The organism is Agrobacterium sp. P15N1-A (genome assembly GCF_044626815.1).
GTDB lineage: Bacteria > Pseudomonadota > Alphaproteobacteria > Rhizobiales > Rhizobiaceae > Agrobacterium > Agrobacterium leguminum.
Window position 1 is genome coordinate 274,903 of record NZ_JBIUPF010000001.1, and the last position, 12,550, is coordinate 287,452.

At 59.6% G+C, this 12,550-nt stretch carries 18 protein-coding genes; 9 read left to right on the forward strand and 9 right to left on the reverse strand.

Going from position 1 to position 12,550, the window contains the following annotated elements; genetic code table 11:
• Window positions 1-75: 75 nt before the first annotated feature.
• Both ACIK7D_RS01310 and ACIK7D_RS01315 read right to left on the reverse strand, forming a co-directional pair.
• Window positions 76-435, reverse strand: coding sequence for an antibiotic biosynthesis monooxygenase family protein (locus ACIK7D_RS01310; protein WP_400155454.1), 360 nt, complete (start codon window positions 433-435; stop codon window positions 76-78).
• Complete coding sequence (locus ACIK7D_RS01315) at window positions 435-758, reverse strand: NIPSNAP family protein (protein WP_400155455.1); 324 nt, start codon at window positions 756-758, stop codon at window positions 435-437. Before ACIK7D_RS01315 ends, ACIK7D_RS01310 begins: the two co-directional genes overlap by 1 nt.
• A gap of 74 nt (window positions 759-832) precedes the next feature.
• On the opposite strand from ACIK7D_RS01315, the gene ACIK7D_RS01320 reads away from it, so the two are divergent.
• Entirely contained in the window at window positions 833-1,516 is a 684-nt protein-coding gene (locus tag ACIK7D_RS01320; protein WP_400155456.1) for an ArsR/SmtB family transcription factor, read from the forward strand.
• Between the two features lie 24 nt (window positions 1,517-1,540).
• Here ACIK7D_RS01320 and ACIK7D_RS01325 read toward each other — a convergent pair whose 3' ends face one another.
• A complete protein-coding gene (locus tag ACIK7D_RS01325) occupies window positions 1,541-2,698 on the reverse strand; it encodes a pyridoxal phosphate-dependent aminotransferase (RefSeq protein WP_003521454.1) in 1,158 nt (385 codons plus the stop codon).
• A 173-nt stretch (window positions 2,699-2,871) separates the two neighbouring features.
• Here ACIK7D_RS01325 and ACIK7D_RS01330 point away from each other — a divergent pair, with 173 nt between their 5' ends.
• The 6 genes from ACIK7D_RS01330 to ACIK7D_RS01355 all read left to right on the forward strand — a co-directional run bounded on the left by ACIK7D_RS01330 (window position 2,872) and on the right by ACIK7D_RS01355 (window position 7,252).
• Entirely contained in the window at window positions 2,872-3,639 is a 768-nt protein-coding gene (locus tag ACIK7D_RS01330; protein ID WP_003521455.1) for a DsbA family protein, read from the forward strand.
• A 125-nt stretch (window positions 3,640-3,764) separates the two neighbouring features.
• Window positions 3,765-4,202: a type II 3-dehydroquinate dehydratase gene (gene aroQ, locus ACIK7D_RS01335; protein ID WP_077982408.1), complete on the forward strand. Its 438-nt coding sequence runs from the start codon at window positions 3,765-3,767 to the stop codon at window positions 4,200-4,202.
• A 25-nt stretch (window positions 4,203-4,227) separates the two neighbouring features.
• Window positions 4,228-4,719 carry an acetyl-CoA carboxylase biotin carboxyl carrier protein gene (accB, locus tag ACIK7D_RS01340; RefSeq protein WP_137003401.1) on the forward strand — a complete coding sequence of 164 codons (492 nt, stop codon included), beginning with the start codon at window positions 4,228-4,230 and terminating at the stop codon, window positions 4,717-4,719.
• Between the two features lie 12 nt (window positions 4,720-4,731).
• Window positions 4,732-6,078, forward strand: a complete 1,347-nt coding sequence (gene accC, locus ACIK7D_RS01345) for an acetyl-CoA carboxylase biotin carboxylase subunit (protein ID WP_080817145.1) — start codon at window positions 4,732-4,734, stop codon at window positions 6,076-6,078.
• Window positions 6,079-6,084: 6 nt separating this feature from the next.
• Complete coding sequence (aat, locus tag ACIK7D_RS01350; RefSeq protein WP_400155457.1) at window positions 6,085-6,729, forward strand: leucyl/phenylalanyl-tRNA--protein transferase; 645 nt, start codon at window positions 6,085-6,087, stop codon at window positions 6,727-6,729.
• Between the two features lie 79 nt (window positions 6,730-6,808).
• On the forward strand, window positions 6,809-7,252 hold the full coding sequence (locus ACIK7D_RS01355; protein ID WP_223215620.1) for a hypothetical protein: 444 nt from the start codon (window positions 6,809-6,811) through the stop codon (window positions 7,250-7,252).
• Window positions 7,253-7,269: 17 nt separating this feature from the next.
• Here ACIK7D_RS01355 and ACIK7D_RS01360 read toward each other — a convergent pair whose 3' ends face one another.
• From ACIK7D_RS01360 to gatB, 5 genes are all read right to left on the reverse strand, one after another.
• Entirely contained in the window at window positions 7,270-7,707 is a 438-nt protein-coding gene (locus tag ACIK7D_RS01360) for a DUF2155 domain-containing protein (RefSeq protein WP_003521462.1), read from the reverse strand.
• 132 nt (window positions 7,708-7,839) lie between these two features.
• Window positions 7,840-8,238, reverse strand: coding sequence for an NADH:ubiquinone oxidoreductase subunit NDUFA12 (locus ACIK7D_RS01365; RefSeq protein ID WP_003521463.1), 399 nt, complete (start codon window positions 8,236-8,238; stop codon window positions 7,840-7,842).
• Between the two features lie 109 nt (window positions 8,239-8,347).
• Window positions 8,348-8,821: a GNAT family N-acetyltransferase gene (locus ACIK7D_RS01370; protein ID WP_065653958.1), complete on the reverse strand. Its 474-nt coding sequence runs from the start codon at window positions 8,819-8,821 to the stop codon at window positions 8,348-8,350.
• Entirely contained in the window at window positions 8,818-9,315 is a 498-nt protein-coding gene (locus ACIK7D_RS01375) for a GNAT family N-acetyltransferase (RefSeq protein WP_080817148.1), read from the reverse strand. Before ACIK7D_RS01375 ends, ACIK7D_RS01370 begins: the two co-directional genes overlap by 4 nt.
• 207 nt (window positions 9,316-9,522) lie before the next feature.
• Window positions 9,523-11,028 (reverse strand): Asp-tRNA(Asn)/Glu-tRNA(Gln) amidotransferase subunit GatB, encoded by a 1,506-nt coding sequence (gene gatB / locus ACIK7D_RS01380; RefSeq protein ID WP_003521466.1) that lies wholly within the window; start codon window positions 11,026-11,028, stop codon window positions 9,523-9,525.
• A 151-nt stretch (window positions 11,029-11,179) separates the two neighbouring features.
• Here gatB and ACIK7D_RS01385 point away from each other — a divergent pair, with 151 nt between their 5' ends.
• A complete protein-coding gene (locus ACIK7D_RS01385) occupies window positions 11,180-11,497 on the forward strand; it encodes a DUF1294 domain-containing protein (RefSeq protein WP_400155998.1) in 318 nt (105 codons plus the stop codon).
• Here the strand turns inward: ACIK7D_RS01385 and ACIK7D_RS01390 are convergent.
• Window positions 11,494-12,003 (reverse strand): GNAT family N-acetyltransferase, encoded by a 510-nt coding sequence (locus ACIK7D_RS01390; protein WP_262535175.1) that lies wholly within the window; start codon window positions 12,001-12,003, stop codon window positions 11,494-11,496. The genes ACIK7D_RS01385 and ACIK7D_RS01390 overlap by 4 nt on opposite strands.
• A 277-nt stretch (window positions 12,004-12,280) precedes the next feature.
• Between ACIK7D_RS01390 and ACIK7D_RS01395 the strand changes: the two genes are divergently transcribed.
• Entirely contained in the window at window positions 12,281-12,538 is a 258-nt protein-coding gene (locus ACIK7D_RS01395) for a YjhX family toxin (RefSeq protein WP_003521470.1), read from the forward strand.
• Window positions 12,539-12,550 lie beyond the last annotated feature (12 nt).

Consider the following 12,550-nt stretch of genomic DNA (forward strand, 5'->3'; position numbering starts at 1 on the left):
ACGGGTTTCAAAGGCGAGTTCGAACCAGAAAGCCTTGCAGCGGCATGCAGAAAAACTGATGCTGGAAATGTCAGCCTAAGCTGTTCCCTCTGCCGGATGGGCTTTCCGGCTATCGGCCGGCGCTTCCTCCCTCTCCTCCAGGCCATAGTCGCGGATCACCTGCGCGATACGCAGCCGGTAATCGGAAAAAACACCGGACCGGCCCAGCGACTGTGCGGCGCGATGCGGCAGGGTGTTGCGCCATGCCCTCACCGCCTCTTCATCCCGGAAAAAGGACAGAGAGAGCATCTTGTCCGGATTGCCGATGCTTTGAAACCGCTCGACGGACAGGAAGCCGTCGATGGTTTCCAGTTCTGCCCGCAGGCCTGCCGCGATGTCGAGATAATGCTGCTTCTCGCCTTCAGCAGGCCAGACCTCGAAGATAACGGCGATCATTATCCGCCCCCGGCATGCGGAGCGGAGGCGAGACGCAGGAAAAGCCGGTCCTCTCGGCGAATGAACTGTTCGCGGCGGGCGAATTCATAATTTTCCCGCCCCGCAGGATCGGCGGCGAGCCGTGCCCTGTAGGCTTCGTAGGCGGCAAGATTTTCGATGTTGTAGACACCGTAAGCAATGGTGCTCGATCCTTCCTTCGGCGCGTAATAGCCGATCAGATCAGCCCCGCAGCGCGGTATCGCCTCACCCCATGTGCGGGCATATCGTTCAAAGGCGTCGACCTTGAAAGGATCGATCTCGTAGCGGATGAAACAGGTCAGCATCGTTTGTCTCCTCGTGGTTTGCCTCTCCCTTCTACGCCATTGCCTTGCATCAACGCTTCGGCTATCATCGAAGCATGAAAGACGGACCTCTGATCGCCAATGTCGCCGCGCTGATCGGCGACCCTGCCCGCGCCAACATCCTGACGGCGCTGATGGACGGACGTGCGCTGACCGCAAGCGAGCTTGCCGAAGCCGCCGGCGTGACCCTCCAGACCGCGAGCGGGCATCTGTCGAAGCTCTCCGAGGCGCAACTCCTGAAAGCGGAAAAACAGGGACGTCACCGCTATTTCCGCCTTTCCGATGAGGATGTGGCGCATGTTCTGGAAGCGTTGATGGGTCTTGCCCAGCGCACGGGCGCAGTCCGCGTCCGCACGGGACCGAAGGACAAGGCGCTGCGGGAAGCGCGCATCTGCTACGATCATCTGGCCGGGGAAAGCGGCGTGGCGCTGCTTGCCGCCATCACCGCGAAAGGGCTCGTGACGTTAGGTGATGATCCTGCCCTTACGGAGAGCGGACGCGACTTCTTCTCAAGCTTCGGCATCGACCTTTCGCCGCTCGAAAAGGCCCGTCGCCCGGTCTGCCTGCATTGCCTGGACTGGAGCGAACGCCGTCATCACCTCGGCGGCGGGCTTGGCGCATCGCTTCTCGAAGCCATGCAGCAGCGGGACTGGCTGCGGCGCGGAAACGGCCGTGTGCTCATCTTCACTGCAAAGGGCGAAAAGGCGTTCAACAGCACCTTCGGCTGCACGCCCGCCTGATCTCCCTAATCGGATGATCCCGGCTTATTTCAGCCAGCCGGCGATACGTCCAACGGCCTCGGCGATATCCGACACGGAACCCGCATAGGAAATGCGCAGCGCCCTGTGGCCTTCCTCGGGGTCAAAATCCATGCCGGGCGTCGCCGCCACATCGATTTCCGCCAGCATGCGTTTCGCAAAATCCATGCTGTCATTGGAAAAGCGGCTGGTATCGACATAGGCGTAAAAAGCGCCATCCATCGGGGATGCCAGCGGCAGGCCGATCTCCGGCAGGCGCGCCATCAGGAAATCGCGGTTGGTGCGATAGCTTTCCCGGTAGACATCCAGCTCCTCCGCCGCCGAAAAGGCTGCGGTCGCCGCAAGCTGCGACAGTTCGGGCGCGGAAATATAAAGGCTCTGGGCCAGACACTCGACGGGACGGACCAGATTTTCGGGCAGCACCATCCAGCCGATGCGCCAGCCGGTCATGCAATAATATTTGGAGAAGGAATTGATGATCACGGCATTGTCGGTGATTTCGAGCGCGCTCGTCTCTTCACCGACAAAGGTAAGGCCGTGATAGATCTCGTCGGAAATGAAAGCCATGTCGCGGCTTTCGCAATAGCTGGCGAGCCGCTTCAGCGCCTCGCGGCCGGTAACCGTGCCGGTTGGATTGGCCGGGCTTGCCAGAAGCACGCCCTTCAGCTTGCAGCCGGCTTTCGTTTCTGCCCGCTCCAGACTTGCCGGCGTCAGCGTATAGCCGGTTTCGGCGGTGACCGGCACTTCCACGACATTGAGGCCGAGAGCCTTCAGAATATTGCGATAGGCCGGATAGCCGGGCCTTGCGATGGCGACATAATCGCCCGCATCGAAAAGGCTGAGGAAAGCGAGATTGAAGGCCGCAGACGAGCCCGTCGTCACGGCGATGCGGGCCGGATCGATGGCGACCTGGTGGCGCAGCCGGTAATGGCCGGCAATCGCCTCCCGCAGCTCACGCAGGCCGAGCGCGTCTGTGTAACCGATCCGCCCATGCTTTAGCGCCGCCTCAGCCGCCGCAAGCGAGGCTTTGGGTGCGGGATGGGAGGGCTGGCCGACCGCCATGGAAATGACGGGGCGGCCCGCCTGCCTGCGCCGATTCGCTTCCGCCAGGATGTCCATGGCGTGAAAGGGTTCGACTGCGCTCCGCTTCGACATCGTAATCAAGGGCATGCTCTTTCCTGAACCGTATTTCAGAGACTTGCCGCAGAATCACAATCTTCACAATCATGCGATCATAATGCGGACAAGTATTTTTGCCGTATGGCATTTGGCTTAAAGTAAGGTAATTGCCTTCATAAGATTTCAAGAGGCTCCGGCCGAACAGAATGAGGACCGATATGGCGCATTTTCTCCGTTCCACCCTTCTCGCCAGCGTGACGGCCCTTTCGACGGTATTCGCCTCCCTGCCCGCCCATGCGCTCGACGAGCAGCAGAAGAAGGAAATGGGCGAGTTCATCAAGCAATATCTGATCGAGAACCCGGAAATCATGCTCGAGGTTCAGGATGCGCTTGAGCGCAAGCAATATGCGGCGCGCAACGCCAAGGCGGCGGAAGCCGTCGCCGACAACAAGAAGGCCATCTTCGAATCGAAATTCGATCTGGCGCTCGGCAACCCGGATGGCGATGTCACACTGGTCGAGTTCTTCGACTACAATTGCGGTTATTGCAAACGCGCCATGGGCGACATGGACAATATTCTGAAGAGCGACAAGAAGGTGCGTGTCGTCCTCAAGGAATTCCCTATCCTCGGACCGGAATCGGTTGCGGCCCACCGTGTCTCCAACGCCGTGAAATTGCTTGCGCCGGCCAAGTATCCCGAATTCCAGCGCACGCTGCTCGGCGGCCGCGGACGGGCGAATGAGGACAGCGCCATGGAAGTCGCGACCTCGCTCGGTCTCAAGGAAGCCGATATCCGCAAATCGATGGCGGAGAACCCCAATGACGAGCAGGTGCAGGAAACTTACAAGCTGGCAACCAGCCTCGGCATCACCGGAACGCCGTCCTATATCGTCGGCGACGAGGCGGTTTTCGGTGCGGTCGGCGCCGACCCGCTGAAGGAAAAAATCGCCAATATGCGCAGCTGTGGAAAAGCCACCTGCTCCTGATTGCTAAAAAAGCCACTGCATTCCCTGTGAGATGCCTGCCAAGCGGCCGGTTTCGGGCTTGCGGGGGCTTTTCCTTGACCGCTGCGCAGTCTATAGGTGTCGCTGATTTTCTTATGGAAACGTGAATGAGCAACATCATCATCGTCATCAACGGCCCCAATCTCAACATGCTGGGAAAAAGGGAACCGGGTATCTATGGTGGCAAGACGCTGAAGGACATCGAGAATGATTGCCTTCAAGCCGGTGCCGATCTCGGTTTCGCAGTGGAATTCCGCCAGTCCAACCACGAAGGCGTGCTGGTGGACTGGTTGCAGGAGGCGGGCGAGCGGGCGGCAGGCGTCGTCATCAATCCCGGCGCCTACAGCCACACATCCATCGCGTTGCATGACGCCATTCGCGCGATTTCCACGCCCGTCGTGGAAGTGCACATTTCCAACATCCACGCCCGCGAAGAGTTCCGTCACAAATCGATGGTATCACCCGCGGCAAAGGGCATGGTCTGCGGTTTCGGACCATATGGATACATCATGGCGCTTCACGCGCTGAAAAACATCACGGCATAAAAAGAAACAAAGAATAGGGTTTGTCATGTCTGAAAAGAAACAGGGTATCGACAAGGAACTGATCCGCGAACTCGCGAATATCCTCAACGATACCGACCTTTCGGAAATCGAAGTGGAGCAGGAAGACCTGCGCATCCGCGTCTCCCGCGCCGCTCCCGCTCCCGCCACGGTCTATGCTGCGGCGCCCGCCGCTTATGCGCCCGCGCCGGCAGCTCCCGCTGCCGCTCCGGCAATCGCAGCACCGGCCGCCCCTGCAGCCGCCGCAGCACCCGCCCGTAACCCGGCCAACACCGTGTCCTCGCCGATGGTCGGCACGGTCTATCTTTCGCCTGCCCCGGGCGCACGTCCCTTCATCGAAGTGGGCGCGACCGTCAAGGAAGGCCAGACCATCCTCATCGTCGAAGCCATGAAGACCATGAACCAGATCCCGGCTCCCAAGTCCGGCAAGGTCGTGGAAATCGTCGTCAACGACGCTCAGCCCGTGGAGTATGGCGAAGCCCTCGTGGTCATCGAATAAAGGCGGTTCAGCATGGTTTCGAAGATCCTCATAGCCAACCGCGGCGAGATCGCGCTACGCGTCCTGCGTGCCGCCAAGGAGCTTGGCATTCCGACGGTGGCCGTGCATTCCACGGCCGACGCGGACGCCATGCATGTGCGCCTTGCCGACGAGAGCGTCTGCATCGGCCCGCCGCCTTCGCGTGACAGCTACCTCAACATCCACCAGATCGTTGCGGCCTGCGAAATCACCGGTGCGGACGCCGTTCATCCCGGTTACGGCTTCCTGTCGGAAAACGCCAAGTTCGCCGATATTCTCGACGCGCACGGCATCACCTTCATTGGACCGACCGCCGAACATATCCGCATCATGGGCGACAAGATCACCGCCAAGCAGACGGCGCAGGAACTCGGCATTCCCGTGGTTCCCGGTTCCGATGGCGAAGTGAAGCCTGAAAACGCGCTTGAAATCGCCCGGACGATCGGCTTCCCGGTCCTCATCAAGGCGACGGCGGGCGGCGGCGGCCGCGGCATGAAGGTGGCGAAGACCGAAGCCGATCTGGAAGAGGCCGTTGCGACGGCCCGCTCCGAAGCGGCGGCAGCCTTCGGCAACGACGCGGTCTACATGGAAAAATACCTCGGCAAGCCGCGCCATATCGAAGTGCAGGTTTTCGGCGATGGCGAAGGCAATGCCGTTCACCTCGGCGAACGCGATTGCTCGTTGCAGCGCCGTCACCAGAAGGTGCTGGAAGAAGCCAATTCGCCGGCTCTGACCGTCGAACAGCGCATGAAGATCGGCGAAATCTGCGCGAGCGCCATGCGCAAGCTGAAATATCGCGGCGCCGGCACCATCGAGTTCCTCTATGAAAACGGCGAGTTCTATTTCATCGAAATGAACACCCGTCTGCAGGTGGAGCATCCGGTCACGGAAGCCATCACCGGCATGGATCTCGTGCAGGAACAGATCAGGGTTGCCTCCGGCCAGGGCCTGTCGGTCACGCAGGCGGATATCGAATTCCATGGCCATGCCATCGAATGCCGTATCAATGCCGAGGACCCGCGCACCTTCGTTCCCTCGCCTGGCACGCTGACCTATTTCCATACGCCGGGCGGCCTTGGCGTGCGCGTCGATTCGGGCGCCTATCAGGGCTACAAGATCCCGCCCTATTACGACAGCATGATCGGCAAGCTGATCGTTCACGGCCGCGACCGTGACGAGTGCATTCGCCGCCTGCGTCGTGCGCTGGACGAGTTCGTCGTCGACGGCATCAAGACCACGCTGCCGCTTTTCCAGGACCTCCTCGAAAACGAGGATATTCTGAACGGCGATTACGACATTCACTGGCTGGAAAAATATCTGGCCGGTGACGCGTCTCACTAAGACGATATGGTTGGGCGGCGCAGCAGAAATAACGGCATAACGGTCGATATCCTGCTGCGCGCCTATTCCGCTGGCCTGTTCCCAATGGCCGATTCAGCTGACGATCCCGAGCTTTTCTGGGTCGAGCCGGAAATTCGGGGAATCATCCCACTCAATGGTTTTCACGTTTCTAAAAGCCTCGCCAAGGCGATGCGCAGGAAGCCCTTCGAGATTCACTTCAACACCGCCTTCGAAGCGGTGATGGCCGGATGCGCGGCGGAAGCGCCGGACAGGCCGAGCACCTGGATCAACGCCACCATCCGCAGGCTCTATACCGAGTTGCACCAGATCGGCCACGCCCATAGCGTCGAGGCGTGGGAGGGCGAGGAGCTTGTCGGTGGGCTCTACGGCGTCTCGTTGGGCGCTGCCTTCTTCGGCGAGAGCATGTTTTCCCGCCGCACCAATGCATCGAAGATTTGCCTCGTGCATCTTGTCGAGCGTTTACGGCAGCAGGGATTTACGCTGCTCGACACGCAGTTTACGACCGAACATCTGAAGACATTCGGGGCAATCGATATTCCAAAGTCGGAATATGCCACGATACTTGAAGCGGCTGTCGACAGGCCGGATGTGCCCTTCGAAAAATTGTCGGCGCAAGAAAATCCACACTGAAAACAACCTGAGATTTTGCTTGCAACCCTCAAAAACATGACTTATCCGATCATGATATATGGTTCACCGGGGGATTGTCATGCGCTGGATTGCGGCCTTGTTACTGATGTTGACGCCGGCGGCGAATGTCACCGCTGCCGAACAGCGCCCGAACCCGCAGGCCGCCTGGCGAAGCGAAATTTCCCGAGCCTTGACGGGCGTAACCGGCCGCCCGGAATTCAAGGTCGTGCGGACGAACAAGAAGCAGGTGCTCCTTGTTACTTTCCGCGTTGACCCGGCGGGAAAGATGCAGGCCGTTCAGGTCAAAAACATAAGGGATAGCACCTATCAGACAAGAACGGCCGTGAAGAGGGCGTTCTCTGAAATCAGGTTCCCCTCACCTCCCGCCGGCGATCAGCCTAATAAGTTCACCGTTCCGATCGTGATCGAGCCCGAACTGACGCGGGAGGAAATGATCGAACAACTGGAAAGCAAAAGCAAAGCCCTGGCCGATTTGGCCGAGAAGCTCAGACGCCAGAAATAGGCGCGGTCGTGGGTTAATTACTTGCTTGCCGTAGAGGGAGCGGGAACTTCCGAGTCCTGCTTGCAGCCCGTCAGCCACACGTCGTAGATCGGGTGTTCCACGGCGTTGAGGCCGGGGCTGTCGGCGAACATCCAGCCCGTGAAAATCCGCTTGATCTTGCGGTCGAGCGTGATTTCATCCACCTCGACAAAAGCGTCGATCTTCTGGGTTTCCGTCTGGTCACGGGAATAACAGACTTTCGGCGTCACCTGAAGCGCGCCGAACTGCACCGTCTCATCGATATAGACATCGAAGGAAGTGATGCGGCCGGTGATCTTGTCGATGCCGGAAAACACCGCCACGCGGTTTTCGAGACGGGCAGCAGAAACGGGTGAAATGAGGATGACAGCAGAGACCGCTGCAAACAGCGAGACTGTCAGCGCACGCAAAGAACGATCCCGCGTGAATTTCCTCATACGATATGTCTCCAAATATTTGCCTGTGTCGAACCGCCGACCGGATCAACGCCTAAGGGCGGAATGTGGCAAAAACCGGTGAGGCCGGATGCAAGCGCGGCGTTTTGCACAACACCGCGCATCACAAGATGCTTAGTTGCCGGGGGTCCAGGCGTCGTAGTCGCCGGTCACGCGCGGGCGCTCGCCGGCCACGGCCAGCGATCCCTGCGGGCGATAGGCCTTGGACGAACCGGTGAGGTTCGGCTGGTGCGGCTTCTGCCAGTCGCGCGCAACGTAGCTTTCCTGGCTCGGCGGCACGTCGGTGCGGTAATGCATCCAGCCATGCCAGCCGGGCGGAATGGCCGACGCTTCGGCATAACCGTTATAGATCACCCAGCGGCGCGGCATGCCCCAGGAGGTGGTGCCGCCTTCATAATAGGTGTTGCCCAACTCGTCCTGTCCCACCTTCTTGCCGAAACGCCATGTATGAAACCGCGTTCCGATCGTCTGGCCGTTCCACCAGGTGAAGATTTGCGTCAGGAGAGTCTTCATTCTACGTTCCTCGGGCTTGAATGCGCCGCAGCGATTTTCCGTGCACGGCACAAGACATGCTTATGCCGCCCCTCACGGCAATTGTCCAGCATTTCGAGATATATCCGTGCTATTTCAGCTTCATCCTGAAGCCTAAATGCCGCTTCTCGAAACCCAGCCGTTCATAGAAGCGGTGAGCGTCCAGCCGGGCCATGTTGGACGTCAGCTGCGCGGCGTTCAGGCCCTGCCGGCGGGCTTCTTCCAGGCAATGATTGATCATCACCGCGCCGATGCCGCGACCGCGCATGTCGGCGCGCGTCTGCACCGCCTCGATCACCATGGACTTTGCCCCTCGCCCGACGAGTTTGGTCAGGATCGCCGTCTGAAAGGTGCCGACCACCTCGCCATCCAGTTCGGCCACATAGAGCGTTTCGCTCGGCGATGCCTCGATGGCGCGGAAAGCGGCGAGATAGTCCGGCTGCGCCGATTCTTCCGCCGTATCCCCGTGGCCGCCGATCTCGTCGGCGGCAAAAATGGCGGCGAGTGCCGGAAGATCGTCTTCGCGCGCCGTGCGGATGATCAGTTGTTGAAGTGTCTCATTCATCGGGTCAGGCTCTTTTCCATAACGATGCCGGGCAACCCCTCGATACCCGCCATGCGCTCGATTCGGTCCACCTCGACAAATCCGACGCCTTCATAAAAGGCGATTGCGACAGTATTTTTAGGCTCGACTTCCAGCCGCATGATTTCCGCATCCGGAAAACAGGTTTCCAGTTCGGCGAAGAGATCGCGGCCGACGCCCTGCCGCTGGAGGTCGGGCGCGACATAGAGCTGGTGCAGCAGGGCCGTTTTCGCCATTTTGGTGGACATGGAACCATAGGCCATGCCGCCGATCCGCTTGCCGTCGTCAGCCACCAGAAACTCGCCGCCCTTTTTCTCGATACGGTCCTTCATGGCCTGCGGCGAATGCCATGCGAGGATCAACTGGTTGACCTTGTCCACGCCATAGATCGCATCATAGGTCGCGTGCCACGTCGTGGCGAGCAGGGTGCGCACCGGCTCGATGTCACGCAGGCTTGCCGTGCGGATGAAGAACATGATTTGGCTCCGTCTCAGAATAGAAAAAGCCGGGCGTTGATCCCGGCAAAAGTGATGACAGTCGTTCGTACTCGACGTCATCCTCGGGCTTGTCCCGAGGATCTGAGCACGTTTGACCTTGTGGGTCGTTAGATCCTCGGGACAAGCCCGAGGATGACGGATGAGAGCTGTCGGCCTCAATGCCTCTAGGCACGAGGCAGCGTCCGCTTACTCTTCCTCGATACCGAGCTTGGCCTTCACCAGCGCCTGCACCGCCTGCGGGTTGGCCTTGCCGCCCGTCGCCTTCATGACCTGACCGACGAACCAGCCGGCGAGCGTCGGCTTTGCCTTCACCTTCTCGACCTGATCGGGGTTGGCGGCGATGATCTCGTCCACGGCCTTTTCGATGGCGCCGGTATCGGTCACCTGCTTCATGCCGCGGGCTTCCACGATTTCAGCCGGGTTGCCGCCCTCGTTCCAGACGATTTCGAACAGGTCCTTGGCGATCTTGCCGGAAATGGTCTCGGCCTTGATGAGGTCGATGATGCCACCAAGCTGTTCCGGCGAAACCGGTGTCGTCTCGATATCCTTGCCCGATTTGTTCAGCGCGCCGAGCAGATCGTTGATGACCCAGTTGGCGGCGGCCTTCGCATCGCGACCGGCGGCCACGGCCTCGTAATAATCGGCAATCGCCTTTTCCGAAACGAGGATCGAGGCGTCATAGACCGACAGGCCAAGATCGGCCACGAAACGGGCCTTCTTGTCGTCGGGTAGTTCCGGCAGATCGACCTTCAGCGCTTCGACGAAAGCATCGTCGAATTCAAGCGGCAGCAGGTCCGGATCGGGGAAATAACGGTAATCATGCGCATCTTCCTTGGAGCGCATGGACCGCGTCTCGCCCTTGCCGGGATCGAACAGGCGGGTTTCCTGATCGATGACGCCGCCATCTTCCAGAATGGCGACCTGGCGGCGCGCTTCATATTCGATGGCCTGACCGACAAAGCGGATGGAGTTGACGTTCTTGATTTCGCAGCGCGTGCCGAAACCTTCGCCCGGACGGCGCACGGAGACGTTGACGTCGGCGCGCATCGAGCCTTCATCCATGTTGCCGTCGCAGGTACCGAGATAACGGACGATGGAACGCAGCTTGGTGAGATAGGCCTTGGCCTCGTCCGACGAGCGCATGTCCGGCTTGGAGACGATTTCCATCAGCGCCACGCCCGAACGGTTCAAATCCACGAAGGACATGGTCGGGTGCTGGTCATGCATGGACTTGCCGGCGTCCTGCTCCAGATGCAGGCGCTCGATGCCGATCTCGATATCTTCGAAATTGCCCTGACGATCCGGACCGAGCGAAATGGTGATGGTGCCCTCACCGACGATCGGGTCCTTGAACTGCGAAATCTGGTAGCCCTGCGGCAGGTCCGGATAGAAGTAGTTCTTGCGGTCGAAAATCGAGCGATGGTTGATCTTCGCCTTCAGACCGAGGCCGGTGCGCACCGCCTGCTTCACGCATTCCTCGTTGATGACGGGCAGCATGCCGGGCATGGCGGCATCCACCAGCGACACGTTGGAATTCGGCGCATTGCCGAAGGTGGTCGATGCGCCGGAAAACAGCTTGGAATTGGAGAGAACCTGCGCATGCACCTCCATGCCGATCACGATTTCCCAATCGCCGGTGGCGCCGGGAATGAAGCGTTTCGGGTCGGGGGTGCGCACGTCTACAAGGGTCATCTGAAGCTCACGATATACGGGTTCTTTGGCCTTGGTGGGTAGAACAAATGGAGCGCGGGCGCAAGACATCTTGCACCCTCTCAAGCCAGGCCCGGGATTTTCGCCAATACACGACACGCGTTTTTTACGCTTCCCGGTTTCAATTCACGTCATGATGACGCTCGCTCTCTGTTTCATAAGCTATATCGCCTTCAATCTTTTCGTCTTTCTTGTCTATTGGTGGGACAAGGAAGCAGCGAGAAATGGCGCATGGCGCATCCGGGAAAGCACGCTGTTATCGCTTGCGCTCATCGGCGGCAGCCTGGGCGCAATCTCTGCACAACGGCTGCTGCGGCATAAAACGCGCAAAGAGCCGTTCCGCAGCATCCTGATATCGATCGTGATATTGCAGCTAGGCCTTGTCGCATCGCTCGCCATCATGCCGGATTGGCCGATGCGGCTGGTGGACGCTCTGCAAACTCCACCTTAGAAAGCCGGCCCATAAAGACCGCTCTCAACCTCGACCAATTGCTTCTGCAGACCCACCGACTGCACTTCGCGGTCGAGTTTCGGCGCATAGGAAACGGAGAGCCAGCGGACGCTATAGCCATGGTGGCGGAAAAAGGCGACGGCCGGCTCATTCTGGGCATGGGTTTCAAGCCGGATGGTCTCGAACCCCCTGTCCTCTATCAGCCTTTCGACATCGCCCAACAGGTGGGTGCCGACCCGTCGGCGCTGAAAATCGGGATCGATCCAGAAATCGGAAATCGTCTCGTCGAAATGTTCTCGCGCCGCCCATCCGGCAACCGAGCCGCCAAATTCCGCCACCCTGATCGCCAGCCATGACGAGCGGGTAAAATTGGAAAAGGCGCTGGCTGCATTGTCGTAAAGGGTCGGGGTGATGCCGAGAGCCGCGGTTGCCTGTCGCCATGCCCTGAGGCCGATGGCCGCCAGAACCTCCGCTTCCTGCTCATGCGCATTGCGAATGACGATCAAGCCGCGCCCTCCATGGCCGTTGAAATTAAACCATTGCCGGCGCGATTCGACCAGTATGGTTTTCTCTCGCACCTGGCGGGACTTGACCGCCTCGGCTTTGCCCGCTACCCAAAAGGAGCAAGAACGGAGTTTTTATGTTCGCTCAATCGGAGTCCCGGTAAAGGCCCTGCCCGCAAGTTTATTGCGCGCCGGGCCGTGCTGAAACCGAGCCGGATGCCTTAACGGCACCCGGATTTGCTTTCACGCGTCTATATGACGCCGAGCGGACTTCCAAAAAATGGACATTTCCCGCGCCGAACAGCGCATTCTTCACCTGCTCGCCCAGGGCGGCAGAATTGAACTCGTTCGAGACGACGCCCACAAAATCGAAAAACTCGCGCTCTACACGCGTGACGGCTGGATTTTCAGCGGCCTCGATCTCCTCACTTTCCGCAAGCTGAAACGGAAGAGAGCCATCGCCTCCTCGGGCGGCAAGCCCTACCGCATCACGACGCGCGGGCTGGAACTCGTGCGGGGTGAGCTGGACAATCGATGAAAAACAAACGGG

Coding starts and splice junctions, on each gene's coding strand:
- ACIK7D_RS01330 (WP_003521455.1), top strand. CDS start 2,872: ATGGCGCATTTTCTCCGTTCCACCCTTCTCGCCAGCGTGACGGCCCTT.
- ACIK7D_RS01310 (WP_400155454.1), bottom strand. CDS start 435: ATGATCGCCGTTATCTTCGAGGTCTGGCCTGCTGAAGGCGAGAAGCAG.
- aat (WP_400155457.1), top strand. CDS start 6,085: ATGGTTGGGCGGCGCAGCAGAAATAACGGCATAACGGTCGATATCCTG.
- ACIK7D_RS01370 (WP_065653958.1), bottom strand. CDS start 8,821: ATGAATGAGACACTTCAACAACTGATCATCCGCACGGCGCGCGAAGAC.
- ACIK7D_RS01375 (WP_080817148.1), bottom strand. CDS start 9,315: ATGTTCTTCATCCGCACGGCAAGCCTGCGTGACATCGAGCCGGTGCGC.
- ACIK7D_RS01395 (WP_003521470.1), top strand. CDS start 12,281: ATGGACATTTCCCGCGCCGAACAGCGCATTCTTCACCTGCTCGCCCAG.
- ACIK7D_RS01385 (WP_400155998.1), top strand. CDS start 11,180: ATGATGACGCTCGCTCTCTGTTTCATAAGCTATATCGCCTTCAATCTT.
- accB (WP_137003401.1), top strand. CDS start 4,228: ATGTCTGAAAAGAAACAGGGTATCGACAAGGAACTGATCCGCGAACTC.
- ACIK7D_RS01360 (WP_003521462.1), bottom strand. CDS start 7,707: ATGAGGAAATTCACGCGGGATCGTTCTTTGCGTGCGCTGACAGTCTCG.
- aroQ (WP_077982408.1), top strand. CDS start 3,765: ATGAGCAACATCATCATCGTCATCAACGGCCCCAATCTCAACATGCTG.
- accC (WP_080817145.1), top strand. CDS start 4,732: ATGGTTTCGAAGATCCTCATAGCCAACCGCGGCGAGATCGCGCTACGC.
- ACIK7D_RS01320 (WP_400155456.1), top strand. CDS start 833: ATGAAAGACGGACCTCTGATCGCCAATGTCGCCGCGCTGATCGGCGAC.
- ACIK7D_RS01355 (WP_223215620.1), top strand. CDS start 6,809: ATGCGCTGGATTGCGGCCTTGTTACTGATGTTGACGCCGGCGGCGAAT.
- ACIK7D_RS01365 (WP_003521463.1), bottom strand. CDS start 8,238: ATGAAGACTCTCCTGACGCAAATCTTCACCTGGTGGAACGGCCAGACG.
- ACIK7D_RS01315 (WP_400155455.1), bottom strand. CDS start 758: ATGCTGACCTGTTTCATCCGCTACGAGATCGATCCTTTCAAGGTCGAC.
- gatB (WP_003521466.1), bottom strand. CDS start 11,028: ATGACCCTTGTAGACGTGCGCACCCCCGACCCGAAACGCTTCATTCCC.